Origin of the sequence: Pseudodesulfovibrio karagichevae (assembly GCF_041414475.1) — a bacterium.
Classification (GTDB): Bacteria; Desulfobacterota; Desulfovibrionia; order Desulfovibrionales; family Desulfovibrionaceae; genus Pseudodesulfovibrio; species Pseudodesulfovibrio karagichevae.
On the sequence record NZ_JBGLYH010000017.1, the window covers coordinates 1 to 24,350 of the forward strand.

The window sequence follows — 24,350 nt, forward strand, 5'->3', positions numbered from 1 at the left end:
GGGGGAAGGGGAGAAGGAAAGCCCTTTTCAAAGGGTTTCCTTCTCCCCTTCCCCCGGCCGCCGGAGGCTATTCCTTCCAGTACGGATGGGAGATGTCTTCAAAAGCGGACATGGCGGCCACGGAGCCTTCGCCGATGGCGGTGACGATCTGTTGCAGGCCGCCGGTCAGGTCGCCGGCCACGTAGACGCGCGGCACGTTGGTGCGCATGTCCGGGCCCGCCTCGACGTAGCCGTCGGCGTTCAGCTTCACGCCCATGGCCTTGGCCAGCTCGGTGGCGGCCTTCTGGCCGATGGCCATGAACACGCCGTCCAGGGGCAGTTCGGTCTGGGCGTCGTCCTTGACGTTGCGCAGCTTGAGCGAGGCGGCCTTCTTGCCGTCGCCCTCGATGGATTCGACCACGGTGTTCCAGAGCACCGGGATGCCCTCGCGCTCCACCGAGTCGACCAGCGACTTCTGGGCGCGGAACTCGTCGCGGCGGTGGAGGATGGTCACGTTCACGCCGAGGTTCTTGAGGTGCAGGGCGTCGGTCAGGGCGGTGTTGCCGCCGCCGATGATGGCCGCGGACTTGCCCTTGTACAGGTAGCCGTCGCAGGAGGCGCAGTAGTTGACCCCGCGCCCGAAATAGGTCTCCTCGCCGGGAATGCCGAGCTTGCGGTAGCTCGCGCCCGTGGCCAGGATGACCGCCTTGGCCGGGTACTCGCCCCGGGCCGTGGTCACCACGATGGGCTCGTCCTTGGCCGCGTCGCCCAAGTGGATGGACTCCACGCCCTCGCCCTCGTGCACGGGCACGTACTGGCGGGCGTGCTCGCTCATGATGTCCATGAGCTGCTTGCCGGGCACGGCGGTGAAGCCGGGGTAATTCTCGACCACCGGGGTCAGGGACACCTGGCCGCCGACGATGGATTTTTCGAGGACCACGGTCTTGAGCCCGGCGCGCACGGCGTAGATGCCCGCGGTCAGCCCGGCCGGGCCCGCGCCGATGATGACCAGGTCCACCGCGCCGGGCTCGATGGTCCCGTAGCCGGTGGCGGTCTCAAGCCCTTCCACGCCGGGCAGCTTGCCTTCCTTGAGGAGTTCCTCGGCGGACTTGAGGTAGACCATTTCGACCACGAAGCGCTCCTCGGGCATGAGCCCCAGGGCGTCGTGCGCGCCGTTGTTGAAGATGGTGTGCGGTACGGAGCCGACGTTGTGCTTTTCGGTCAGTTCCCGGTTCTCGTTCATCTCCACGCACTCGGCCTTGACCAGCCCGGGGCGGGCGATGGCGGACTTCACGGCGTGCATGACCTGGCCGGGGCAGTAGGGGCAGGAGGGCGAGACGAAGACCTGGACCAGCCGTTCCTCGTCCAGCGGTTCAAGCAGGGAGAGGGAGGCCTCCGACAGCCCGTTCATGCCCAGGGAGACGAGCATGATGGAGGTGATGAAGGACTTGCCCTCCTCGCCCAGCGGCGCGCCCAGGAAGCGGATGTGGTAATCGTCCGGGTTGAGGCACAGGGTGGGCGAGGCGGTCACGCCCAGCTTTTCGGCCCGCTCGGACGGGATGTCGAACTGCTCGAAGGTGATCTTGTCGTTCAGCCGGGCCAGGTCGGTGCAGAATTTGGCGGTGTAGCCGGAAAAATCGTCGTTGACCCCGGATTGGGCAAAGAGTTCGAGGTGCACGGGCCCCTTGAGGGCCTGAAAGGTCTCGGTCAGTTGCTTGCGGACGTCTTCGGGCAGGAACCAGTCTTCTTTCTTGTCTTTCTTGAAAAGGGACATGAGGGAACCTCGCAGTGGTCGCAGTATTCGTTATCGAAAAGGGTAGGGGGACGGGCGCGGGGAGTCAAGGGGGTCAGAGGACGATGACCCGGTTCCGGCCGCTGCGCTTGGCCTGGTACAGGGCGTCGTCGGCCCGCTTGAGCAGCCCCTCGATGGAATCGTCGTCCGGGTTCAGGGCGGTCACGCCGATGCTGATGGTGAAGGTGATGACCTGGTCGTGGGTCTTGACCTCGCACCGCTCCACGCGGCGGCGCAGCCTTTCGGCGGTGTTCTCGCCGGCGCCGATGCGGGTCTGGGTCAGGGCGGCCTGGAATTCCTCGCCGCCCACCCGGCCGAAGAGGTCGGTGGTGCGCAGGGTGGACTTGCACAGGGCGACCAGCTCCTTGAGCACGTCGTCCCCGGCGGGGTGCCCGAAGGTGTCGTTGATGCGCTTGAAGTGGTCGATGTCCAGGGAGAGCAGGACCAGGGAGGTGTTGTACCGCTTGCAGCGCTCGAACTCCTCGCTCAGGCGGGACATGAACTGGCGGCGGTTGCTCGCCCCGGTCAGGGGGTCGGTGGAGGCCAGGGTGCGCAGTTCGTCCTCCATCTTGCGCTGCTCGGTGACGTCCATGCTGATGCCGATGAGCCGGGTGGGCATGCCCTTGTCGTCCACCTGGACCAGCCCTTCGATGCGGATGTGCCGGATGGCGTCGTCGGTCCGGATGATGCGGAACTCCATGTAGAGCGGCTCCTTGGTCTCTATGGACCGGGCCAGCTGCTGCTCGGTGGCGGCCAAGTCGTCCGGGTGGATGCAGCTGCGCCAGAAGTCGAACAGCTCCTTGGAGGGCCGGGGCTCGGCCCGGTAGAGGTCGAACATCTTGTGGTCCCAGAGCAGGTCGTCGGTGCGCAGGTCCCACTCCCAGATGCCGAGGTGCGCGGCGTCCGTGGCCAGGTCCAGCCGCTCGGCGATGGCCTTGAGGTTCTCCTCGCTGCGCTTGAGGTCGGTCATGTCCCGGGCCTCGAAGGAGACGTAGTCCTGTTCGTCGCCCTGAACCCGGACCGGCTGGTAGGTGATGGACATGTACCGCTCGCCCGCGTCGGGCAGGGGCAGCCAAGTGGCCTCGGTCAGGGTTTCGCCGCGCAGGGCCCGGTCGATGGCGGGCCGGAACTGCGCCTCGAAGGCCTCGGAGCCGAAGAGGATGCCCACGGGCTGGCCCACGATGTCCTCCCGCTTGAGGCCGAAGATATGGGTGTAGGACTCGTTGACGATGATGTAGCGGTAGTCGCTGTCGATCAGGGAGATGAGGTCCGGGTTGGTCTCGATGATCCGCTGGTAGCGCAGCAGCTCCATGCGGGCCTGCTCGCGCTCCTGGTCCTTGGTCATCAGCTTGAGGTTGAGCCCGGCCAGCTCCCGGTTGACCTGTTGCAGCCGGTCCGTGCGCCGCCGGACCTTTTCCTCGAGTTCGGCGTGGGCCTCGCGGAGCTCCGCCCGTGACCGGCGCCGCTGGATGATGCGCCAGGTGCCGTTCATGATCAGCTCCATGTGCCGGATGTCGTCCTCGGTGTAGTCCTCGGGCTTGTTGCCCACCCCGGCCAGGAAGACCACGCGGTTTTCCTCGAAGACCGGCACCCCCAGGTGGTTGCGCACCGGGATGTGCCCCTCCGGGTACCCCTTCTTGCCCTCCATGTTCGGGTAGTCGTTGGTGATGACCGGCTTTCCCTGGCGCATGGGTTCGCCCCAGAGCCCGGTCTCGCAGATTTGATAGACCGTCGGGGCGTCCTTGATGGAGCACCGCTCCATGACGTTACTGGACCAGGCGTGCAGGACCAGTTCGGTCTGGTCGTCGCTAATCCGGTAGATGTAGCCGATCTGGCTGCCGGTCACCTCGGTGATGGCCTCCAGGGCGAAATCGAGGATTTCCTTTTCGGTATGCTGGGTCATCTCGGACAGGGCGTAGAGCCGCTCGAAGCGGATCTCGTCCAGCTCCAGCCGCCTCAGGGCCCGGCGATGCTCGGAAATGTCGGTGAAGGAGATCAGGTTGGCCGGCTCCCCGCCGTAGTCGATGGACCGGGCGCTCAGGCTGGCCCACATGGAGGTGCCGTCGAGGCGGTGCATGAGCACCGGGTAGTTGCGGATGTGCCGTTCCTCCCGGATCATGTTCAGGAGCCGGTTGCGGTCCTCCAGGTTGACGTAGAAATCCTCGGCGTTGCGTTCGGCGTCGTCGGCGGACAGGCCGAGGAACCGCTTGGCCTCGGCGTTGGACAGAAGGATGCGCCCGTTTTCGGTGATGATGGCCATGCCGCCGGGGGCGTTCTCGAAGACCATGTGGTAGCGGTCCTCACAGGTCGCCCTGGCGGCCTGATCAAGGGCTTCTTCGAGTTCCTCGATGCGCCGTTGCGCTTCTTCAAGCTGCCTGCGCTGGGATGCTTCGCTCATTCTATGTCTCCCGTCCGGGGGCCGCCCGCCCGCTGTCCGGGCAATGGAGGGCGTGCGCCAATATAATTACTAATATCGCGTTTTTTCTGCGAAAGGTCAATGCGCGGGCATCCGGTCCGGGCCGGACCCGCGGGGCAACAAAAAGGGGGGCGCGAACGCCCCCCGTATCGGTTTGCCGGATATGCCCCTACTGCTTGCCGAAGATCTGCACCGGGCGGGTGGTGCTGCCGGTGGCGTTCGGGAAGTCGGGATAGCGGTATGCCTTGGTGTTGGTGTCGATGAGGTGGCGGGCCTCCTCCATGAACTGGTTGTAGTGGTGCTTGCACTCGTAGAAGCCGTGCCACCACGCGTAGTCCGGGGCCATCATGGCCGTGCCCATGCGGGCCCGGCGGCCCTCGTGGTGCCACAGTTCGTAGAAGCGCACTTCGAGGTGCTCGTCGAAGAACTTGGTCTTGTCGAGCAGCCCCTTTTCATAGAGCTCGTCCAGGGTCTTCTTGGCGGGCTTGAAGTAGACCTCGTTGTACTCCTCCACCGAGGTGTCGAGCTGGGTGTAGAAGTCGTCGATCCAGGCCTGGCCGTGGCACTGGCTGCAGATGTTCTTCATCTTGTCGCGCTCCACCTTCCAGTCCGTGGCCGCGGGCAGCGGCTTGAACTCGGACGGGCGGATGGTCAGCGGGGCCTGGGTCTCCCAGGATATCCGCTCGGTCACGTCGTGGGTGGTGGCCACGTTGCCCGAGCCGGACATGTGGCAGGAGGCGCAGGTCGGGGCGCGGTAGTCCACGCCGGGGGTCCAGGCGCCGGGCGCGGAGTCGAAGTTGTACTCCTGCTTGAAGGCCTGGTAGATGTCGCCGTGCTTGGATTCATTGTAGATCTCGATCTGCGGATGGTCCGGGCCGAGGTGGCACTGGCCGCAGGTCTCGGGCTTGCGCGCCTCCATGACCGCGAAACGGTGCCGGGTGTGGCAACTGGTGCAGGAGCCCAGCGATCCGTCCATGTTCAGGCGGCCGACGCCCACGTTGGGCCAGGTGTCCTTGTCCAGCGCCCCGTCCTTCATCTTGAGCACGGTGCCGTGGCAGTAGAAGCAGCCGGTCTTGCGTTCGTTTTCGGAGTTCATGCCGCCGTTGAGCCAGGGGTCGATCTTCCAGATGATCTCCAGCGTGTTGGCGTGCTTGCTCTTGGAATACTGCTTGGCCTCGTCCGGGTGGCAGCGGGAACAGTCCTTGGGCGTGACCGCCGCGGCCACGGGCACGTAGTACTGCTTCTCGCCCATGGGCAGGTTGCCCATGGAGTAGTACTTCTCGTGGCTCGTGGAGATGTCCCCCTCGCCGGGTTGGGCCTGGTGGCAGTCCAGGCAGGTGATGCCCGCCGAGGCATGGCGGCTCATGGCCCAGTCGGCGAAGATGCCGGGGGTCTCCTGCTTGTGGCACTCGATGCAGGCCGTGCCCTGGGGCGGGGTGGCGCGGTCCATGCGCAGTTCGCGGACCTTGGGGAAATTCTGCGCGCCGGCCGCAAGCGCGGTCAGGGCGATGACGGCGAACGCGGCGACAAGGGTGAACGTCACTTTGCGATACATAAACCAACCTCCTAGATACCCAGATTGGGCAGCCCGCTGGCCCGGTAGGGGGCCTCGAACTGCTTGTACTCGTAGAATTGCCTGTCGTTGTGGACCAGATGCCGGTGGCAGTCGGTGCAGCGGTACTCCTCGCCGCCTCCGGCGTAGAGCACCCTGCGGTGGGCCAGCATGGCCCCGCTCTTGCCCGGCATGTGCAGGATGTTCCGGTGACACTTCATGCACTGGTCGTTCTTCATGGTCGCCCAGACATGCTCGCGCATGACCGCTCTGTCGTAGGTCTCGTCCCCGCCCGTGAAGTGAGAGAAGACGTCCTTGGCCCCGTGCATGGTCTTGGTGAAGAAGAAGTCGACGGTGTCCTGGGGCGCGGGCAGATGGCAGTCCATGCAATCGGCCACGAACCCCTGGGCGTTGTTGTGGTGCGTCGAGCTCTCCCAGGCCAGGACGGCCGGGCGGATCTCATGGCAGGAACCGCAGAACTCCGGGGTCGAAGTCCTGACCATGGTGTAATAGGTCATGCTGAAGATCGGAAAGGCGATCAAGATGCCGAACAGAACCAACAGAACCGATTTGGTTGTTCGCTGCATACCTCCTCCTGGTTGTTCCCCCTCCCACAGACCATTGCCCCCGGTCATGGGGGAGGGGTTTTACAACCCGTTAGCAGAAAAAGGGGGGAAAGGGCAGTGCCGGGGTATTATTTTTTGCCATTCGCCGCAATGCCGAGCGCCGGAGGCGGGGAATCGGGCGAAAAAAAGGCCGGGAAGCGATTCCCGGCCGGGTTTGCGTCAGGGGGCGCTACAGTTCGCACTCCGCCCTGGGGAAGGTGATCTCGAAGCAGGCGCCGCCCTCTTCCCAGGTGGTGGCCCGGATCTTTCCGGCGTAGTCGGTGACGATGCCGTAGGAGATGGACAGGCCGAGCCCGGTGCCCTTGCCCACGATCTTGGTGGTGAAGAACGGTTCGAACAGCCGCTCGCGGATGGCCGGAGGGATGCCCGCGCCCGTGTCGCAGATGCGGAAGACGATGCGCTCGGGCGTGCTGAAGGACTGGAGCAGGATGCGTTTGTCCGGATTGTTCTTGTCGTCCTTCCAGCGGTCCTCGATGGCGTCGCGGGCGTTGAGCAGGAGGTTGATGACCACCTGCTCCAGCCGGTTGGAGTCGGCCATGATCAGGGGCAGGTTCTCCTCCAGCTCCCAGACCACCCGGATGTTGTGCACCTGCAGCTGCTGGCTGAAGAACTCGAAGCCGCGCTCCAGGACCTCGTTGATCTGCACCGGCATGGTCCGCAGGTCGGACTTGCGCCCGAACTCGCGCATGTGTTCGATGATCTTGGCCGCCCGGTCCACGTGGGTGGAGATGCCTTCGGCCATCTCGCGCATGATCTCGGGCGAGACCTCGGCGCCGTTCTCGGCCCGGCGCGTGAGCAGGTTGGAGATGGCCTGGAGGATGGTCAGGGGCTGGTTCAGCTCGTGGGCCACGCCCGTGCTCATCTCGCCCAGCGTGGTCATCTTGCTGGCCTGGATGAGCTGCTGCTCCATCTCGACCTTGCGGGTCACGTCCGTGCAGGTGACGATGAGCGTGCCCCGGCCCTCGAACCGGGCCGGAGAGATGCTTAAGAATACGAAGAACGGCCTGCCGGACTTGTCCACGTGGGTGCACAGCTCGATCTCGGACTGGCTGCGCACGGCCTCCTCCCAGTCGCCCGCCTCGTCCTCGCGGAAGAAGTCCATGAAGGAGCGGCCGCGCATCTCGAGCTGGCCCCAGCCGTACATCTCCTGGGAGGACTCGTTGCAGTTCAGGATTTCCAGGGTGTTGCGGTCCAGGACGAAGACCGCGTTGGGGATGGAGTCGAAGATGGCGTGGTAGCGGTGTTCGGACGCGGCCAGCTTGGATTCCAGCTCGCGGCGGTGGGTGATGTCGACCATCATTTCCATGGCGGCCACCACCTTGCCGTTCTCGTCGCGCACCGGAGAGGTGTACACGATCCAGTGGATCGGGTGGCCGTCCTTGGACAGGCCGGATTCCTCGGACATGTGCGGCTTGCCGTCGCGCAGGGTCCGGTCCACGGGGCAGACCTCGCATTTCTCCAGTCGGCCCTTGTTCACCTGCCAGCAGCGCTTGCCGTCGGGCAGGCCGAAGTGTCCCTCGTAGGCCGAATTGTGGCGGATGACCCGGTAGTCGGCGTCCACCACCGAGACAAGGCAGGGCACGTTGTCGAACAGGTTGCGGTATTCCTCGCGCTGGTCGAGCAGTTCGCGGTGCTTGTCGGCCACGCGGCGGCCCATCATGTTGAAGGCCTGGCCCAGGGTGCCGATCTCGTCCACCTGCTCGATGTCGATGTCCGTGTAGTCGGCCTCGCCGCTGATGCCCCGCGTGGCGGTGATCAGCCGCTTGATGGGCCGGAAGATGAACCGGTAGGTGAAGGCGAACAGGGCCAGGAAGGTGGCCGCGAACACGACCACGGAGATGCCCATGTTGGCCCGCTCGAACATCTTGATCATGGCGTTCTTGGCGTCCATGTTCACGGTCACGTCCAGCAGGCCGAGGACCTGCTCGTCTCCGGAGTGGACGTGGCAGGGGCCGGGGGAGCATCCCTCGGAGTTGGCGATCGGGGTCATGATGGCCATGAGCTGGCGGCCTTTTGCTTCGATCATCCGGGTGCGCTTGGACAGGGGCAGGGCCGGAGGCGGCGGCGTGTACTGGTGGCAGGCCCGGCAGGCCGGGGTCTCCTGGCCGATGACCGTGCCGATCTCCGACGGGATGTTGGAGAAGACGATGCGCCCCTGCTTGTTGTAGACCCGGATGTTTTCGATCTCTTCCTGCTTGGCGATGTTGTTGATGTTCTCTTTGATGTCCTCTTCGTTGTCGAGCATCATCGCGTAGTGCAGGGCGAGCATGATCGTGTCCGAGACCATCTCGATGTCGGACATGACGTTGGAGACCACGTTGCTCTTGAAGTAATAGACGTTGAACCCTGTCCACAGGAAGATGCACAGGATGAGCGTCACCCCGCCCGACAGGATCATCTTCGCGATCAGGCTCTCGCGGAACCGCTTCAGCACCTTCTCACCTTCCTCTCGGTCGGCCGGGCCGGTCGGGCTAGCCGTCGTTCCTGGGCGGATTCTCGGGACACAGGTACGCGTCCTTCATCAGGTCGGCCAGGGAATAGGAGTCGAGCATCTTGTACATGGCCAGGGACGCGTCGTCCCAGATGGAGCGCTTGAGGCAGACGGCCGCGCGCGGGCAGGTGGACGGGTCGCCCTCGCAGCCCAGGACCTGCTCCTCGCCGTCCAGGATGCGGGCCACCTCGCCGATGGAGATGTCTTCGGGCGTGCGCACCAGGACGTTGCCGCCGTTGGGGCCGCGCTTGCCCTTCACGTAGCCCGCCTGCTTGAGCATCTTGATCAGCTTTTCGAGATACTTCAGGGACAACCCCTCGCGCTCGGCGGTATCCTTGCTCGGGACCGGACTGCCGTTCTCGGAATGCAGGGCGATGTCCAGGAGCAGGCGGGTGCCGTATCGGCTGCGTGTGGTCAATTTCATTGTCTTCGTCCCCGGCGGTGAAAGTGGTGGGCGCGCGGCGCGCGTCCCGCAAGCATAGGGAAAAACACCGCGACAATCAATCGGCGGCCGTTTTTGAACCGGTTTCCCCGGCCCCTCGGCCGATCAGCTCCCGGCTCCGGCCTCTTGCCTTCCGGCCCGGTCGGGCAGGGTGATGATGAAGGTCGATCCCTCGTGCGGCGCCGATTCCACCCGGATGGACCCGCCGTGCTGCTCGATGGTCTGGTTGGAGATGAACAGGCCGATGCCCGTGCCGCGCTTGCCCTTGGACGAGAAGAACAGGGTGAATATCTTGTCCCGGGTCTCGTGGTCCATGCCCATGCCGTTGTCCGACACGGTGATGACCAGCCCGGTCGCCGTGCGTTCGGCCGACAGGGTCAGGCGGCCGTCATCCCGGCCCTCGCAGGCGTCCACGCCGTTTTCCAGGAAGTTGACCAGGGCCGCCGACAGGGCGGCGGTGTCGGCCTGCATGGTCCCCAGGTCGTCGGGGATGTCGCGGACGAACTCCACCCTGCCCGCGGCCGCCCGCGCCGCGCCCACGTCCGCCGTGTCCCGGAGGAACCTGGACGCGTCCACGGCCTCGGTCTCGAGCTCGCGGGACTTGGCGTAGTAGAGGATGTCCAGGACCATCTTCTTGACCCGGCCGATCATGGACTTGAGCGTCCTGGTGGCCGCTTCCACGCGCTCGTTGTCGCCCTTCTTCAGGCCCGATTCCAGCCGGTAGATGCCGCCGTCCAGCGAGGTCAGCATGCCCTTGACGCCGTGGGACATGGACCCGAGCATGATGCCCAGCGAGGTCAGGTGGTCCTGGAGCCTGCGGATCTCGGTGATGTCCGTGGACAATTCCATGGCCTGGAAGATGCGGCCCGAGGCGTCGTGCAGGGGCGCGGCCTGGACGAGCATGTGTTTCTGCTCGCCGGTCAGCGTGGTCACCACGGTCTCGCGCTGCCGCGATTCGCCGTCCAGCAGGGTCTTGTCCACCAGGCACCCCTCGCACGGCTCGTTGCGGTGCTTGTAGGCCTCGAAGCAGAAGTGCCCCTCGACCTCGCCGAAGTCCCGCTTGAACAGCCGGTTGGCCTCGACGATGTTCAGGTCCGCGTCCTGCACGGTGATGTAGCAGGGGGCCTCGTCGAACAGGCGCTGATATTTGTATTGGGTGGTGTACAGTTCGTCCTGGAGGCGCTTGAGCTCGGTCATGTCCACGGAGATGTCCAGGACCAGCTCGATCTCGCCGTCCTTGTTCGGCAGGGGCGCAGTGTACACCGTGACCGGGATCTCCTCGCCATCCTTGGTCAGGAAATTCTCCTTGCTGCGCTGGCCCTTGCCCGTCTCGAAGGTGCGCTGCACCGGGCAGGCGTTGCCCGGCGAGGTGCGGTCGGAGTAGATGTCGAAACTGTTGTTGCCCACCTGGTTGCCCAGGCGCTCCTCGAACAGGCGGTTGTGGGCCACGATCTCGAGGTAGCGGTTGTGGATGGACACCAGGCAGGGCAACTCGTTGAACACGCCGTAGCCGGTCTCCACCTCCTGGGCCGCGTCGGACAGGGCCGAGGACAGCCCCTGGACCACCTGGCAGGCGGCGTTCTGGCGCTCCAGCTCGACGATGCGGTCGGTCTTCTCCTCGACCAGCTTTTCCAGGTTCTCGGTGTACTCCCGTAGCTGCAGCTTCATGCTGTAGCGCTCGCGGGCGCGTTCGAGCGAGACCTCGAGGACGTCGTTGTTGATCGGCTTGGTGATGAAGTCCGAGGCGTCGAACTTGAGGGATTCGATGGCCAGGTCCATGTCCCCGTGGCCGGTGATCATGACCACCTCGGTGTCCGGGGAGCGCTCCTTGATGGCCTTGAGCAGGTCGATGCCGTCCATGACGGGCATCTTGATGTCGGTGAAGACGATGTTGGGCCGGAAGGCGTCGAAGACCTCAAGGGCCTCCCTGCCGTTGGCGGCGGTTTGCACTTCGTAGCCCAGGTCCATCAGCGAGAGGCCGAGGAAACGTCGGACGCCTTCCTCGTCATCCACGAGCAACAGTCGTTTGAAATCCATCACACCCTCCGGGAGAGTCCCGCCGCCGGCCGCCCGGGCGGCCGCTTCCCTGCGCGCTCTCTCTTCAGTCCAGGATTGCCGGGCCGGGCTATTCGCCCAGCGCCTCTCGTACGATCTGGATCACATCCGCCGGGTCGAAGGGCTTCTTGATGGTCGCCACGGCCCGCCGAATGGCCAGATGGATTCCCGACAGCCCGCTGATGACGATCACCGGAATGTCGGAGAATTCCTTCTCACTGGTAAGCCGACGGTAGAAACGCGGTCCCCACTCGTGGGGCATTTCGATGTCCAGCGTGATGAGGTCCGGCTTTTCGGCCATGGCCACCTCATAGGCGGAGATCCCGTCGGAAGCGCGGCAGGTGTCGTATCCGTGGTCTTCGAATACGCTGATGAGGTAATCGACGATGTCCGGATCGTCGTCCACCACCATGATTTTCTTTGGCATGAGCTCAACCTGGTTTCAAGTGGCGGGGGTACCCCCGCAACGCCTGCAACGTATACTCAACCCGCGCGCGAGTTCAAGTCGGAAAATTCGGCCCGCGAATCGACGCCGATCCGCGGGCCGGTAAAAAACCAACCCGTGGGGCCGCTAGCCGATGGCGTCCTTGACGATCTTCAGCAGCTGAGCGGGCTCAAAAGGCTTGGTAAGACTTGCGATCGCCTTGGGAATAGCGTACTTGATCGCGTTGAGCCCGCTGATGACCACCACCGGCGTACGCTTGAGGGCGTCGTCCTGGCTGATCTTGCGGTAGAACCTCGGGCCCCATTCGTTGGGCATTTCCAGGTCCAGGGTGATCAGGTCGGGCAATTCGGTCTTGGCGATCTCCACGGCCTCGGCGCCGTCGTTGGCGGTCACGGTTTCATACCCGTTGTCGCCGAACAGTTCGGACAGATACGAACGGATTTCCTGGTCGTCGTCGACTATGAGAATCTTCTTGGACATAACGTTCCTCCTGGTACTCACGAATCAATTCGCTTGATTCTTGATTTGCCGCAGCCGCTCCCGCCAAGGCCGGCTGCGGCATTTATATTTCTCAAGGCGCGCCCGGCACAGCCGGACGCGCCGCTCTGCTCTCTATACCTTGTCCGGCTTGCTCACGCTGACCACCGGGCACCCGGCGCGCAGGATGACCTGCTCCAGGGTGGAACCGATGGACGCCAGTTCCGGGTCGAGCTCGCGGGAGTGGTGCGCCAGGACGATGAGGTCGGCGGACCGCTCGCGGGCGATCTTGACTATTTCCACGTAGGGCACGCCTTCCCAGACTTCGATGTCGAAGTCCTTGAAGTCGCCCATGAGCGGGCCGTAGGTCTCGCGGATGCGGGCCCTGGCGGCGATGAGCTTGTCCTCGATATCGTTCTGGTCCAGAACCTTGCCGCTGATGTCCAGGGCATGGAACAGGGTCAGGTCGCAGTTAAGCTCCCTGGCCGAATTGAGGGCGAACTTGAAGGCGTTCTCCGCCTGCTTGGAGAAGTCGGTGGCGAACACGATGTTGCCGAACCCGCCCCAGTAGGAGGCGGTCTCGCGGTGCACGGTCATCACCGGGCAGCGGGCGGCCTTGGCCACGCGCTGGAGCGTGGAGCCGGGGTAGCCCTTGCGGTAGGCGGAAGAGTCGCCGGAGCTCGCGCCCATGACGATCAGGTCCGCGTCCTCGGCCCGGGCGGCGCGCAGGATCTCGCGGCTGGGCACGCCCGTGGTGGTCACGATCTTGGCGTACTCGACCGACTCGATCTGCTTCTCGAAGGTGGATTTGAGTTCCTCCTCCACCCAGGCGCGGTATTCGTCGTCGACCTCGATCTCCTCACCGGTGCGCACGTCGTTGACGACCTGCGAGAAGGCCTTGGTGGGCACGCCCATGACGTTGAACACCACCACCTCGGCTCCGTAGCGTTTGGCCATGTCGAAGGCCACCCGCGCGGCGCCGAAGGTGGACGGAGCACCGCTGGTCGCCAGTAGAATCTTCTTGAACATAGATCACCTCGTCCTTTGGTTACACGGTCTCCGGGTTATTCCTCGGTGGGGCGCAGGTGCTCGGGCACGTCGAGCATCTTGATGACCAGGGGCTTGAGGAAGGACCAGCGGATGCCGATCTTGTACTCTTCCTCCAGGTCGCGGATGGCGTCCCAGCAGTTGTGGCAGGGCGCGATGACCAGCTTGCAGCCGGTGTCGAGAATCTGCTCCATCTTCTTGCGCAGGGCCACGTTGCGCTGCTCGCGGTACTTGCCGATGCCGTTGAATCCGCCACCGCCGCCGCAGCAGTAGTTGTGCTCCTTGTTCGGGGCCATCTCCACGAAGTAGCCGGGCTCCACGATGTAGCTGAGGATCTCGCGGGTGACGTCCTTCAGCCCCTGGTTGCGCACGTAGTTGCAGGAGTCCTGCAGGGTGACCGGTTCCTTGATCCGCTTGGTCGGGTCGATCTTGAGCTTGCCGGTGCGCAGGGCCTCGGCCAGCCACTCCACGTAGTGGATGTAGGGGACCGGCGGCTGTCCGTCGGGACGGCCCGCCCAGTAGGGGCCCTCGATGACCGTGGCGCGGTGCGCGTGGCCGCATTCGGTGCCGATGGCCCGTTTGGGCTTGAGGCGCTCGAGCGCGGCGTAGACGTTCAGGACGTTGTCCTTGCAGCACTCCCAGTCGCCGGCGAACATGGACAGGGAGGTCTGCTCCCAGCCCTCGGAGGGCACGGTCCAGTTCTCGCCCGCCACGTGGAAGAGGATGGCCGCCTCGGCGATGTCCTCGGGGTAGTGCTTGGGCTCGCGGGCGTTGCAGGTGTACATGATGTCCGCGCCTTCCTTGTCGACGGGAATCTCAAGACCCGGCCAATCCTCTTCGTTCTCCTCGGCCATCCACTCGCAGGTCTCGACCCAGTCCTCGGTGGTCACGTCCATCTGGGCGCGGTACACGCGGTGCATGCCGGAGCCGATCTTGAGCTCCCACGGCACGAAGCCCTGGGAGTAGAGCAGGCCGCGCAGGTAGCTGAACATGACGCCCATGTCGATGCCGTGCGGGCAGTACATGCCGCAGCGGTTGCAGCAGGTGCACTTGGACCAGGCGGTCTCCATACACATCTGCATGAAGGCGTTGTCGACCTTGCCCTTCTTCTTGACCATCACCCCGAGGGTGGACTGGATCTTGTAGGACGGGACCTGTTCGGGCACCCGGCCGTTGACCTGGTACAGGAAGCAGGACTCGGCGCACAGCCCGCAGTGGGCGCAGATTTCGAGCCAGGTCTTGGTCCTGGACTTCATGGTCTTCTGGATGGTGGCCCAGAGCTTGTCCGAGTCCACGTCCAGGTGGTTCATTTCTTCGTAGTATTGCTTGCCGCCCTTGTCACCGAGGGTCGCTTTGAGCTGTTCGTCGGTGGTGATCGGCGTCTTATTGCAGAATTTACCTTCAGGCATTTCGGTTCTCCGTGATGTATGGCTAAAGCCCGGTTACCAGGCCATGTCCGTGCCCTTCATGCCGCCGCGCTTGATGCCGTAGTCCATGCCCAGCTGCATGCGGGACATGAAGAACAGCACCACGTGGCTGAGCTTGGTGAAGGGCAGGGCCAGGAGCCAGATTTCGCCGCTCAGGATGTGGGCGGCCAGCCAGAAGTTGTAGTCCCCCATCTCGTACCGGGCGATCAGGCCGGTGATGAACGGCATCACCGAGATGACCAGCAGCAGGTAGTCGTAGAAGGTGGTGATGATCCGCACCTCGGGGAAGGCGATGCGCCTGAGGATCAGGAACAGGCCGCCCACCAGGCAGACCCAGGCCAGGCCGTCCGCCACCCCGGTGGGCAGGGCGGGCAGGCTGAAGCCGAAGGCGTTCCGGAACATCACGTTGTGCGCTTCCAGGAAGATCGGGGTGACCAGCAGCCCGATGTGGAAGGCGAAGAAGATGAGGGTGAAGCCGGGGCGGGTCCGCCACAGCCGGGCCTTGAACGGAATGATGAAGGCCACGATGGAGCGGATGCCCCCCCGGATGCCGTATTTCATATTGGGACGGTACGCCACGCGGTCGAGCTGCCAGCTGAGGCCCCTGACATACATCACGGCGCGAACGAGCAGGCCGCCGAAGCTGACGACAAACGTCAGCCAGAGCATGGGCCCGGTCAGGAAATCGTACATTTCCGCTTCTCCTTGATAGTCATATCGTTAATTTTTAAACGATGGCCTTAGCGGCTAGTCGTCCTTTTTGTTGCCGCCCATCAGGAAGCGCCAGTACAGGGTCGCCGCCACGAGGATGCCGCCCATGATCAGGTATATGGTTCCCTTGGTGAACGTGTAGTAGTCTTGAAGCGTGTAGAATTCCATGGCAACCTCCTAGTGTTCGCCCTTGTAGTCGGGATGCGCGTAGAAGATGGGCATCCTGGTGCAGATGAACCGGAAGACCAGCACGCCGATGGTCACCACGAACAGGGAGATGGTGATCTCGCCCCAGCTCGGGAAGTACCGCTGCGCGGCCGGGAGCTGCCAGTTGAAGGCGACCATGGAGATGTTGAACCGGTTGACGATGATGCCGAGCACGGTCAGTCCGGCGGCCCAGCGGATCACGGTCAGGTTTCTGTCCCGCACGCCCACGGCGTACAGGAAGGACGGCAGGGCCACGAAACCGAGCATCTCGACCAGGTACCAGGCGCCGTAGCCGGTGGCCAGGTAGTGCCAGTTGTTGTCGTAGGCCAGGCCGATGAGCTTGATGGCGAAGTACCCGAACAGCACGAGGGAAGCGGCCTTGCCGAAACCCAGGATCAGGCCGTCGTGGTTGTCCAGGTACTCCTTGTCCATCAAGTGGTGCATGGGCTTGTGGGAGAGGGTGCCCTCGAAGATGACCATGGACATGCCCGCGCAGATGCTCGACACGAAGAAGAACACCGGGAGGTACTGGGAGTACCACAGCGGGTGCAGCTTCGAGGGGGCGATGGTGAACAGCGCGCCCAGGGAAGACTGGTGCAGCGTGGACAGCACCACGCCCAGGATGGTCAGGGCCAGGGTCATCTTGACCACGATGTTGCGGATCTTCCTCAGGCCCAGCCACTCGAACAGGGCGGGCGTGAACTCGATGAACAGCACGGTCAGGTAGAGCATGACGCACAGACCCACCTCGAAGAGCAGGGACGTGGTGCCCTGCTGGACGAAGATGGGGTAGGGCAGCCGCCAGGGACGGCCGACGTCGTAGCCCAGGGCGAAGACCACCAGGGCGTAGCCCAAAAAGGCGGTCAGGATGGCCGGGCGGACCCCGGCGTGGTATTTTTTCAGTCCGAAGAGGTAGCAGGCGGCGGAGGTGGTGTACCCGCCCGCGGCCAGCGCCACGCCGCACATCAGGTCGAAGCCGATCCAGATGCCCCACGGGTTGTTCTGGTCAAGGTTGGTGACGGCGCCCAGGCCGCCGGTGAAGCGCATCACCGTGACCACCAGTCCGGCGACGAGAATGACCGCAGCGATAAGATTGAACGGCGTGAAGAGGGACTTCTTCGCGACCGCAGTGGTTTCGACAGACATCTAGGACTCCTCCTCGTTGCTTCCGGCGTCCTCTTCCTTGGGAGCGAGCGCCTCTTCGACGGCCTTCTTGACCTCGACCTCGATGCGCCGCTGGCTGGCCTGCTCGGCCTTGCCCAGCTCCTCGTGAAGCTTCTTCTCGGCCTCTTCGCCCGCCCTGGTCAGGGCGTCCTTGACGGCCTTGACGCGCTCGTCGTTGGCGACCTTGGCGTTGCGCTTGCTCACGGCGTAGATGCCGCCCAGCAGCACGGGCCACAGGCCGACCACCATGGGCACGGCGGCCAGGGGACCGGCGGTCAGCTCGGGAGCCGAGACGGTGCCCAGGTCCTCGCGCATGCCGATCTCATGGAAGGGCGTGCCGGACAGGTACATCCAGCTGGTGCCGCCCATCTCGTGCTCGCCGTAGATGTGGTCCACGTAGCGGTCGGGGTAGGTCTCGATGCGCTTGCGGGCGATCTGGATCAGGTCCGTGCGCAGGCCGAAGGTCAGCGCCTCCTTGGGACACTTCTCCACGCAGCCGGGGAGCTTGCCCTCCATGAGGCGGGGGTAGCACATGGTGCACTTGCGGACCCGGGGGGTCAGCGGTTCGTTGTATTCGTATGCCGGGATCGAGAACGGGCAGGCCACCATGCAGTAGCGGCAGCCGACGCACACGGAGGCGTCGTAGGTCACCGCGCCGTTGGGCTCCTTCTTGAAAGCCCGCACGAAGCAGGCCGAGGCGCAGGCCGGCTCCAGGCAGTGGTTGCACTGGTTCTTGCGGAAGACCGGACCCAGGGAGGTCTGGTACTTGTTGACCACGGTAAAGGTCTTTTCGTCGGTCCGGCGCTCGGTGTCGAGCACGGTCAGATCGTCGAACGGTTTTTCGGGTGCGGGCAGCTCGTTGACCTCGTTGCAGGCCAGCTCGCACTGGCGGCAGCCGATGCAGCGGGTCGCGTCAAAGAGCACGCCGTGGGTGTCGGGGTGCGGGCCGAAGTGCTTGTTTCCGGCCTGGGTCGGCTTGACCAGCGCTGCGCTCGCGCCCGCGGCACCCAACAATCCGAGGAAGGTTCTGCGTAACATCAATGTCTCCTTCGGCTAGTTGGTTTTCTTCTCGTGGCACGCGACGCAGTTGGTGGCGGCGGGCTTTTCGAGCTTCATTTCCTTGTGGCACGTCATGCACTGCCCGTGGTAGGCGGCCTTCAGGCCCGGCTTGCCTTCGGTCTCGAAGGGCTTGCCGTGGCAGGAGGCGCACTTGGGCGGCGTCAGGGTGGCCGGGGCGTTGTGGTGGCAACCGGCGCACACGGCCTCGGGGGTCGCGTGGAAGGTGGCGGCCAGCTTGTCGCCCTGCATGCCCTTGTACAGGGCCATGACGATCTTGCGGTGGGGCATCTTGCTCGGACGGTACTGGTCGGCCAGCGCGCCGATGGTCACGAACTCCGGGATGTCCTTTTCCGCGACCATGGCCTGGGTCTGCGGACGGTCCGCGATGACCCTGGCGGCCTCGGCCTGCTTCTCTTCCTTGCTCATGGCGGCCGGGTTCACGGGCGCGCTCGCCATCATCGACATCATGCCGGTCTTTTGACCGACGCCGACGTTGTGGCAGGTGGCGCAGGAGTCTTGGGACAGGACCTTGGCGGCCGGACGGGCGTCGTGGCAGCCCGCGCACTGGGGCTTCTTCTGGGCCTGGACGTGGCAGCCCACGCAGGTGGCCGAGTCGTTCACGTCGTGCAGGGCCTCATAGGAGGCGTTCAGCTTGGCGTTGACGCCGTCCTTGTGGCAGGTCAGGCAGGAATCGACCTGGGCCTCGTGCAGCTTGTGGTCGAAGGCCACCGGGGCCATGCCCGTGGGCTTCTGGTCGGCGGCGTCGGGCTTGACCTCGGGGGCCAGGAGCACGGCGTCGGGCTGCTTGCGCGGCAGGCGCGGCAGGGTGCCGCTCATGGCCTTCAGGTTCTTGGCCAGCTCTACCGCGCGCTCGGCGGTTTCCTTCTCGCCGTGGCAACCGGCACACTGCACCGGGCCGGAGCGGTCGGCCTTCTTTTCGATCAGGCTCTCATGGCAGGTCACGCACTGGTTGTGAAAGACGTCCTTGAGGGGCTCGGTCTTGGCCGCTTCGGAGAAACGCCAGCTGTCCTCTTCGCCCGCCTTCTTGTGGCAGGCGCCGCAGTTGGTGTCCTTGCCCGCATCGGCCGGGATGACCTTGGAATCCCAGTGGACGAAGTGGAGCATGTTGTCCATGCCCGCCGGGACGCGGTCGGCGGCCTCGGGCCGTTCCTGGTGACAGCTGCGGCATTCGCCGGTCTTGGGGCCGGTCTTGAAGCCCTTCTCCTCGGTCTTGACGTGACAGGAGATGCAGCCGTTGTGATACATGTCCTTGAGCCCGGAGGCGGACATCCCTGCCCGGTCCTCGCCCTCCAGCCGGTCGAAGGACAGGGTCAGCGTACCCTTGGCGTCCTTCTTGTGGCAGGATTCGCAGCTCATGCCCTGATCCTTCAGGGCCTTGGTGTGCAGATCGTGGCGGAACACGACCGCGGGTTGTTCGAGTGACTCCAGCTTGGCGATGGTGTCGATCATGATCACGTCCGGTTTCCCGGCGGCCTCGCTCGCCGCATCGAACATGCCCATGGCTTCCAACTGGAAGCCGAGCACGCCGGCCAGCGCGATCACGATGGCAGTCAATCGCAGTATCCGTTTACCGTTTGCCATGTGTCGATCCCTTTCTCAAAAGCGTTGATGGCAATGAACCGGCCTCTTCGGCCCGTTCCCCTGGTCCCGTTTCCGGGTACCTCCGGCCCCCCAAACGCGGCATCTGCGGCCGCGCGAAAATCCGGTCTTAAACTCCTCCCGGTTGAGTGGGTTAAAATACCTACTCAACCACGAGGTTTTAATACCTACCTGCCCGGTATGTTAGATGTCATGGATACGTCAAGCAGAAAGTTCAAGGTGGGAACTGTTCTTAAAATCTGCGCAACAACCTGAAGCAAAAGGGGAACCAGTTGAGTAGGTTATTTGAAAATCATTATCAGGAGGCGGTCCGAAGCCAGAACCGACAAAGGGTTTGCGTGATAATTCACATGCCCTATACCGGCACGGAAAAAAGTGGAATGGAGGTCCGGGACGGAGGCGAGAGGAAAGAATCCCCTCCTGAGGAAGGGACGTCCGGTCGTCGCGGGGGCGGTTCGGGAAAGGGGGGGGCGGGTCCGGCCGAGGGGGCGGCCCCGCCCGCCGGAAGGACGTGGGGTTAGGGCTTTTTCACGATTTCGTGGACCCAGCGGTTTTCCGAGACGCGCTCGGAGACCACATAGCCTTTTTCGCGCAGAAAACGCATCTTTCGGCCGCCGTCGCCGGTGGAGAAGAGCCTCTGACCAACCTGATGCTGGGAGAGAAACTTCATGGCCGCTTTTTTATAATTGGTGAATAAACTGAACATGGAAGACCTCCAATCTTGCCGGGGGTGAAACCTAGCACCGACATGCTAGGCAGTCCACCACAACTTGCGATCTGTTTCAAGCATTGCACATAGTTGCACATCTTCGCCTCAATGAAAGCAATGGACGGCCGCCGGAAGTACTCCGGGGCCGCCCATTGGTTCTGGTGGTTGGAACGTATTCGGCTACTCGATCTTCATATCGGTTTTCATGAATTCCTGAGCCTTGTATGTCCCTTGTATCGTGTGTGAAAGGGTCTTCCCCTGAGCCAGGGGTAAGGTGATGGAAACGGTGAAAGGTACCGTTACGGGCCGCAGTGTTACGGCCAGTCGAACACGGAATGCGGAATGGGCACCGAAATTGAAATCACCTTTTGTCGAGTATTCCCGTGTCTCGGACAGGGTGTGGGAAGTGGATGTCTCCTGAGAAAAGCTCTTTTCCTGCTTTGTGGTGTGCGAGTAGCCACCACTCGCTTTCCCCTTGAAAGTATCGCCGCTTAAGCCCAGCGCCAGGCCGGCATTCCAGGCAATATCTTCTGCCTGGGACTTGCTGACGGCTTCGCTGAATTCGATAGTACTGCTGATGGTCAGCGAGTCCTTCAGTTCCACCGTGGACGTACCGCTTATGGCGCTGCTGTTGTCTACTGTCTGCTCAGCGCCGAAAATTTCAGAGGGGGTACCGTACACCGGTGTACCCACCTTTACCTCGGTCTTTCCCGCAAAGCAGGCATAACAGTTGGGGATATCAAGTCCTTCCGCGACCGGGGCAACCGGTTCGAGCTCCCAGATCATGCATTCGCGGTGTATCGGCGTGTCCCCCTGGTAAGGGTGCTGCAACAGTTTATCGTTGTTGAGGTCCTGGTGATAAACGTGTCCATCATTCTTGATAGGGCTGGCGATGGTAAAGTGATGGAAGCAGTCGATGAGAGCCAGGCCGCGCAGTCCGTCCAGTTCCTTGATGGCGGCCTCCCACTTGGCCATGAGCCTGTTTGTATCGGACTGGTGGTATAGATGGTTGTCGGCCGACTCTCCCGCCGCGAGACAGCGTTGGTGCAATTTGTCGCAGATGGTATAGGTCCCGTTGCCAACATCCTTGAAACACCACTGGGCGTTTTCGCGCCCGTCGGGCTTTTGAAAATACACGTGGTTGTCCGCCTTGTCTCCGGCGACTATCGCGTAATCGCTGTATACCGCGCTCTTTATGTAAAAGTACATCGGGGTCTTGTCGCTCATGGCATTGCCTCCTCTTGAGGTTCTAGGTGACTATTTTTGTTTTAAGAAAATGCAGTGCTGATTGGTGACTCTTTACCGAATGGCTCCTGAAATATTTATTCATATTCCCAACAAGTGGCTGAGTCAAAAACGGTATGGCGAAAAAAGGTGTCCTTTCCCGAATCGGCTCCGGCGTTATATGAACATTGACGCATTCGTTCAAATAAGACAAGGGGGAGGTACAACTACCCACAGGAGGTGCGCATGGAAAAAATTCTCATCATCGGGTGCCGAAACACCATGGACGACGTCTGCATCGGCTGTTCCCGCTGCCTGGTGGCCTTCAACCGGCGCGAGGGCCAGTTCGAGCGCTACAAGGGCCAAGAGGCCGAGGTCCTGGGCATCCTCAACTGCGGCGGCTGCCCCGGCGCGTCCATCGTCCAGCGCCTGGCCCAGGTCAAGCTCTGGAACGTGCCCCTGAAGGAGCAGCCCACCGTGATCCACATCGGCCCGTGCCTGTCCGACCACTGCGCCCACGCCGACGACGTCGTCACCAAGATCCAGGCCAAGTCCGGCCTCCCGGTCATCGAAGGCACCCATCCCTACATGCCAGAAAAGATCTGGGCGTAAGCTCGCCCTATATTCCCGAACCTCGAAAGGCGGCCAGAGATGTTTCCCGGCCGCCGCCCTCACAACCCTCGATCCGTGGCGGCGGGATGGACCTGCTTGTTACGGCTGTCATCCTTTAGGCTTTCCCCTTGGTGTATTCACGGCCTCGAACGCCGCCGAAGAGCTCCATCGCTTTGCTGCGCGCGGCCGTATTTCTCGCCGAGATCTTCCGGTTCGAAGTGTTGCCTAGTTGCTGGGGAGGGGGCGTCGATCCCGCACGCCGTTTTTTTACGATGAAGTACTCCGGGACGGGAGATCGGCAGGATGGCTTGGTTTCCGGTCGTTGACCATGGCGTTCCCTGTTTGACCGCCAATATTGACGTTGTCTATTCCCGTGAAGTGGTGAGATGGTGCGGCGTGGGAGCTGATCCTCGGAGTCCGTCGGTCTCCTTTCAGGTTGACAGGATAATTAATTAAAATATGTTAATTGGAAGTGGTTAAGGGGCCGGTTTGCCGTTCCGGCGGTCTGGCCGGAACTCGAATGATGCCGATGCGTGATCGGACGGAAGTCGAGAATTCCGGGAGGTTGCCTGGTCTCCAGGTGACATCCGGGGCCCGCTACGCCGACAAGGACTGCCGATATGGTGCCGCCGAGAAGGACAATCCGGTCTCTATCGTCCTGGTGTCGTCGACGGCATTACCGGAATATTGCCTCAACAGCCATGAAAATGAGATTGCGGCCCAGCCTCCGCCATGATTTTATATCGATAATCCTGGTGACTGCACCTTATGCGCCGTATGCGATGCGCCACTGAATCGGCAGGGTTCGGCGGGAACCTGTTCCGCGACAGAATGTGAATTCAAAAGGGTGATTATGTTATATATGCTGGCTGGAGGACTTTTCCTTCTTATCGTCCGTCCGTATGAGCACTATCTATTCCTTGGTGAAATTCATATAGAAAGAATCTATCTGATTTTTACGCTGATTGCGTTTGCGCTATATAAGCGAAAAAAGATTAAGATGGATTCTATCGTAGTATTTTACTTTATGTATTTGATGGCGCTTTGGGTATGTGCTTTTGTCGGCATCAATTTTGATAATTCCTATATTGTCGTGTACTCATACACGGTTGGATCACTTGTTTTTGTCTTGATGCTCTTCACCATGCATGATGAAGAGGGATACATAAAGATAACTCAGGCCATGATGATCGTGACCGCAATATACGTTCTGATGTCGTTCCGGGAATATCTTGGCGGTCGTTTCGAATATAGAATGGGCATGCACAGAATGCTCGGTTATGATATTACGATGGGGCAATCGAACTCATTCGCTACGACGATTGTCCTCTCATACCCGACGTTATGGGTTCTCCTGAAAACGGATATCATCAAAAAAAAAATACGTTACATATTGTATGGATATGCCCCCTTGTCGCTCCTTTGCCTTTTCCTTACGGGATCCCGGGGAGGCTTTGTCCAATGCCTGGCTTTTGTGGGTCTGCTTTTCATGAAGAGCAAGAAAAAGTTCCTGTACATTTTCCTCGCATTGCTGGCCTTTGTGGTTGTCTGGCATGCGATCCCGGAGGAAATGCAGAACCGCTATTATTCCCTGATAGATCCCAGTGTCGCGCCGGACCCGGAACGCGCCAGGGAGTCGGCCATGGGGCGAATTGAAGGACTCCTGCACGGTATCGATGTCTTCAAAGAAAATATTATGTTTGGAGTAGGGCCGGGCAATTTGATATACACATGGGGAGATGAACACAGAGGGTTCCAGGCGCACAACCTGATCGGACAGATCTTGTCGGATACCGGCTTGCTGGGGACCATACCGTTCACGCTTCTTTTCATAATCTGCTATTTCAGGGCGAATTGGATCGCATCCATGGGGAGCCGTTTGAGGGAACTATTCAGGCAGCAATCGGAGATGGAGAATGAGGCGGTCGTCGTGGATTTCGTCGCCAAGATGGGTACAGCCACCAAGCAACTGATCATTCTATTGTTTTTGGGGGGCATGTCGGGACATAATATGTTGCGCTATCATTGGGTGTATGTCGTCTACTTGGCCGCAGTCGGTTCCTGGATCATGCATAAATACGAAAACATATACAGATACATGGTAACCCAAGGTGATGCGTCGTGATGAAAACTCTATGTATGATATTGATTCTTATCGTTCCCAATGCCGTCTATGCCGCATCTCTCGACAAGATCCTGCAGTGGGAGTTCGATGACCCGGGTATTTCCGTGGCCAGGGAAAACGGGGAGTATGCGGAAGCCCAAAAGGTCATAACGGGGCCCAAGAGGGCCAAG

The 24,350-nt window shown here is 62.2% G+C and carries 20 protein-coding genes; 2 read left to right on the plus strand and 18 right to left on the minus strand.

The window, feature by feature from the left end; genetic code table 11:
• Positions 1-67: 67 nt before the first annotated feature.
• The 18 genes from AB6M95_RS07880 to AB6M95_RS07965 form a co-directional block, all read right to left on the minus strand.
• Positions 68-1,753 carry an FAD-dependent oxidoreductase gene (locus tag AB6M95_RS07880; protein WP_371386189.1) on the minus strand — a complete coding sequence of 562 codons (1,686 nt, stop codon included), beginning with the start codon at positions 1,751-1,753 and terminating at the stop codon, positions 68-70.
• Positions 1,754-1,826: 73 nt separating this feature from the next.
• Positions 1,827-4,169, minus strand: a complete 2,343-nt coding sequence (locus AB6M95_RS07885; protein ID WP_371386190.1) for a diguanylate cyclase — start codon at positions 4,167-4,169, stop codon at positions 1,827-1,829.
• A 187-nt stretch (positions 4,170-4,356) separates the two neighbouring features.
• The gene (locus AB6M95_RS07890; RefSeq protein WP_371386191.1) at positions 4,357-5,742 is read right to left on the minus strand and encodes a multiheme c-type cytochrome; all 1,386 of its coding nucleotides are present in this window, start codon (positions 5,740-5,742) and stop codon (positions 4,357-4,359) included.
• Between the two features lie 11 nt (positions 5,743-5,753).
• Complete coding sequence (locus AB6M95_RS07895; RefSeq protein ID WP_371386192.1) at positions 5,754-6,326, minus strand: NapC/NirT family cytochrome c; 573 nt, start codon at positions 6,324-6,326, stop codon at positions 5,754-5,756.
• A 208-nt stretch (positions 6,327-6,534) separates the two neighbouring features.
• Entirely contained in the window at positions 6,535-8,799 is a 2,265-nt protein-coding gene (locus tag AB6M95_RS07900) for a PAS domain-containing protein (protein WP_371386193.1), read from the minus strand.
• Positions 8,800-8,836: 37 nt separating this feature from the next.
• A complete protein-coding gene (locus tag AB6M95_RS07905) occupies positions 8,837-9,280 on the minus strand; it encodes an RrF2 family transcriptional regulator (protein ID WP_371386194.1) in 444 nt (147 codons plus the stop codon).
• A gap of 123 nt (positions 9,281-9,403) precedes the next feature.
• Positions 9,404-11,335, minus strand: coding sequence for a response regulator (locus tag AB6M95_RS07910; protein WP_371386195.1), 1,932 nt, complete (start codon positions 11,333-11,335; stop codon positions 9,404-9,406).
• Positions 11,336-11,423: 88 nt separating this feature from the next.
• Entirely contained in the window at positions 11,424-11,780 is a 357-nt protein-coding gene (gene divK / locus AB6M95_RS07915; protein WP_071544735.1) for a DVU0259 family response regulator domain-containing protein, read from the minus strand.
• Between the two features lie 144 nt (positions 11,781-11,924).
• The gene (divK, locus tag AB6M95_RS07920; protein ID WP_371386196.1) at positions 11,925-12,278 is read right to left on the minus strand and encodes a DVU0259 family response regulator domain-containing protein; all 354 of its coding nucleotides are present in this window, start codon (positions 12,276-12,278) and stop codon (positions 11,925-11,927) included.
• A 132-nt stretch (positions 12,279-12,410) separates the two neighbouring features.
• The gene (locus AB6M95_RS07925; protein WP_371386197.1) at positions 12,411-13,304 is read right to left on the minus strand and encodes a universal stress protein; all 894 of its coding nucleotides are present in this window, start codon (positions 13,302-13,304) and stop codon (positions 12,411-12,413) included.
• Positions 13,305-13,339: 35 nt separating this feature from the next.
• Positions 13,340-14,731, minus strand: a complete 1,392-nt coding sequence (gene hmcF / locus AB6M95_RS07930; protein ID WP_371386198.1) for a sulfate respiration complex iron-sulfur protein HmcF — start codon at positions 14,729-14,731, stop codon at positions 13,340-13,342.
• 33 nt (positions 14,732-14,764) lie between these two features.
• On the minus strand, positions 14,765-15,442 hold the full coding sequence (hmcE, locus tag AB6M95_RS07935) for a sulfate respiration complex protein HmcE (protein ID WP_371386199.1): 678 nt from the start codon (positions 15,440-15,442) through the stop codon (positions 14,765-14,767).
• A gap of 54 nt (positions 15,443-15,496) precedes the next feature.
• Positions 15,497-15,628, minus strand: coding sequence for a sulfate respiration complex protein HmcD (gene hmcD, locus AB6M95_RS07940; RefSeq protein WP_071544730.1), 132 nt, complete (start codon positions 15,626-15,628; stop codon positions 15,497-15,499).
• A gap of 9 nt (positions 15,629-15,637) precedes the next feature.
• Positions 15,638-16,813, minus strand: coding sequence for a sulfate respiration complex protein HmcC (gene hmcC, locus AB6M95_RS07945; protein WP_371386200.1), 1,176 nt, complete (start codon positions 16,811-16,813; stop codon positions 15,638-15,640).
• Positions 16,814-17,869, minus strand: coding sequence for a sulfate respiration complex iron-sulfur protein HmcB (hmcB, locus tag AB6M95_RS07950; protein WP_371386201.1), 1,056 nt, complete (start codon positions 17,867-17,869; stop codon positions 16,814-16,816). It lies immediately after the preceding gene.
• Between the two features lie 15 nt (positions 17,870-17,884).
• Complete coding sequence (hmcA, locus tag AB6M95_RS07955) at positions 17,885-19,492, minus strand: sulfate respiration complex hexadecaheme cytochrome HmcA (RefSeq protein WP_371386202.1); 1,608 nt, start codon at positions 19,490-19,492, stop codon at positions 17,885-17,887.
• Positions 19,493-20,027: 535 nt separating this feature from the next.
• Positions 20,028-20,216, minus strand: coding sequence for a hypothetical protein (locus tag AB6M95_RS07960; protein ID WP_319583426.1), 189 nt, complete (start codon positions 20,214-20,216; stop codon positions 20,028-20,030).
• A gap of 183 nt (positions 20,217-20,399) precedes the next feature.
• A complete protein-coding gene (locus AB6M95_RS07965; protein WP_371386203.1) occupies positions 20,400-21,446 on the minus strand; it encodes a hypothetical protein in 1,047 nt (348 codons plus the stop codon).
• Between the two features lie 243 nt (positions 21,447-21,689).
• Between AB6M95_RS07965 and AB6M95_RS07970 the strand changes: the two genes are divergently transcribed.
• Both AB6M95_RS07970 and AB6M95_RS07975 read left to right on the plus strand, forming a co-directional pair.
• On the plus strand, positions 21,690-22,055 hold the full coding sequence (locus tag AB6M95_RS07970; protein ID WP_371386204.1) for a CGGC domain-containing protein: 366 nt from the start codon (positions 21,690-21,692) through the stop codon (positions 22,053-22,055).
• A gap of 853 nt (positions 22,056-22,908) precedes the next feature.
• The gene (locus AB6M95_RS07975) at positions 22,909-24,180 is read left to right on the plus strand and encodes an O-antigen ligase family protein (RefSeq protein WP_371386205.1); all 1,272 of its coding nucleotides are present in this window, start codon (positions 22,909-22,911) and stop codon (positions 24,178-24,180) included.
• Positions 24,181-24,350 lie beyond the last annotated feature (170 nt).

Bases quoted from the DNA above. Each gene is read 5' to 3' on its own strand.
- AB6M95_RS07960 (WP_319583426.1), bottom strand. From the start codon at position 20,216: ATGTTCAGTTTATTCACCAATTATAAAAAAGCGGCCATGAAGTTTCTC.
- hmcE (WP_371386199.1), bottom strand. From the start codon at position 15,442: ATGTACGATTTCCTGACCGGGCCCATGCTCTGGCTGACGTTTGTCGTC.
- AB6M95_RS07925 (WP_371386197.1), bottom strand. From the start codon at position 13,304: ATGTTCAAGAAGATTCTACTGGCGACCAGCGGTGCTCCGTCCACCTTC.
- AB6M95_RS07910 (WP_371386195.1), bottom strand. From the start codon at position 11,335: ATGGATTTCAAACGACTGTTGCTCGTGGATGACGAGGAAGGCGTCCGA.
- divK (WP_371386196.1), bottom strand. From the start codon at position 12,278: ATGTCCAAGAAGATTCTCATAGTCGACGACGACCAGGAAATCCGTTCG.
- hmcD (WP_071544730.1), bottom strand. From the start codon at position 15,628: ATGGAATTCTACACGCTTCAAGACTACTACACGTTCACCAAGGGAACC.
- divK (WP_071544735.1), bottom strand. From the start codon at position 11,780: ATGCCAAAGAAAATCATGGTGGTGGACGACGATCCGGACATCGTCGAT.
- hmcC (WP_371386200.1), bottom strand. From the start codon at position 16,813: ATGTCTGTCGAAACCACTGCGGTCGCGAAGAAGTCCCTCTTCACGCCG.
- AB6M95_RS07895 (WP_371386192.1), bottom strand. From the start codon at position 6,326: ATGCAGCGAACAACCAAATCGGTTCTGTTGGTTCTGTTCGGCATCTTG.
- AB6M95_RS07880 (WP_371386189.1), bottom strand. From the start codon at position 1,753: ATGTCCCTTTTCAAGAAAGACAAGAAAGAAGACTGGTTCCTGCCCGAA.
- AB6M95_RS07905 (WP_371386194.1), bottom strand. From the start codon at position 9,280: ATGAAATTGACCACACGCAGCCGATACGGCACCCGCCTGCTCCTGGAC.
- AB6M95_RS07975 (WP_371386205.1), top strand. From the start codon at position 22,909: ATGTTATATATGCTGGCTGGAGGACTTTTCCTTCTTATCGTCCGTCCG.
- AB6M95_RS07890 (WP_371386191.1), bottom strand. From the start codon at position 5,742: ATGTATCGCAAAGTGACGTTCACCCTTGTCGCCGCGTTCGCCGTCATC.
- hmcA (WP_371386202.1), bottom strand. From the start codon at position 19,492: ATGGCAAACGGTAAACGGATACTGCGATTGACTGCCATCGTGATCGCG.
- AB6M95_RS07965 (WP_371386203.1), bottom strand. From the start codon at position 21,446: ATGAGCGACAAGACCCCGATGTACTTTTACATAAAGAGCGCGGTATAC.
- hmcF (WP_371386198.1), bottom strand. From the start codon at position 14,731: ATGCCTGAAGGTAAATTCTGCAATAAGACGCCGATCACCACCGACGAA.
- hmcB (WP_371386201.1), bottom strand. From the start codon at position 17,869: ATGTTACGCAGAACCTTCCTCGGATTGTTGGGTGCCGCGGGCGCGAGC.
- AB6M95_RS07885 (WP_371386190.1), bottom strand. From the start codon at position 4,169: ATGAGCGAAGCATCCCAGCGCAGGCAGCTTGAAGAAGCGCAACGGCGC.
- AB6M95_RS07970 (WP_371386204.1), top strand. From the start codon at position 21,690: ATGGAAAAAATTCTCATCATCGGGTGCCGAAACACCATGGACGACGTC.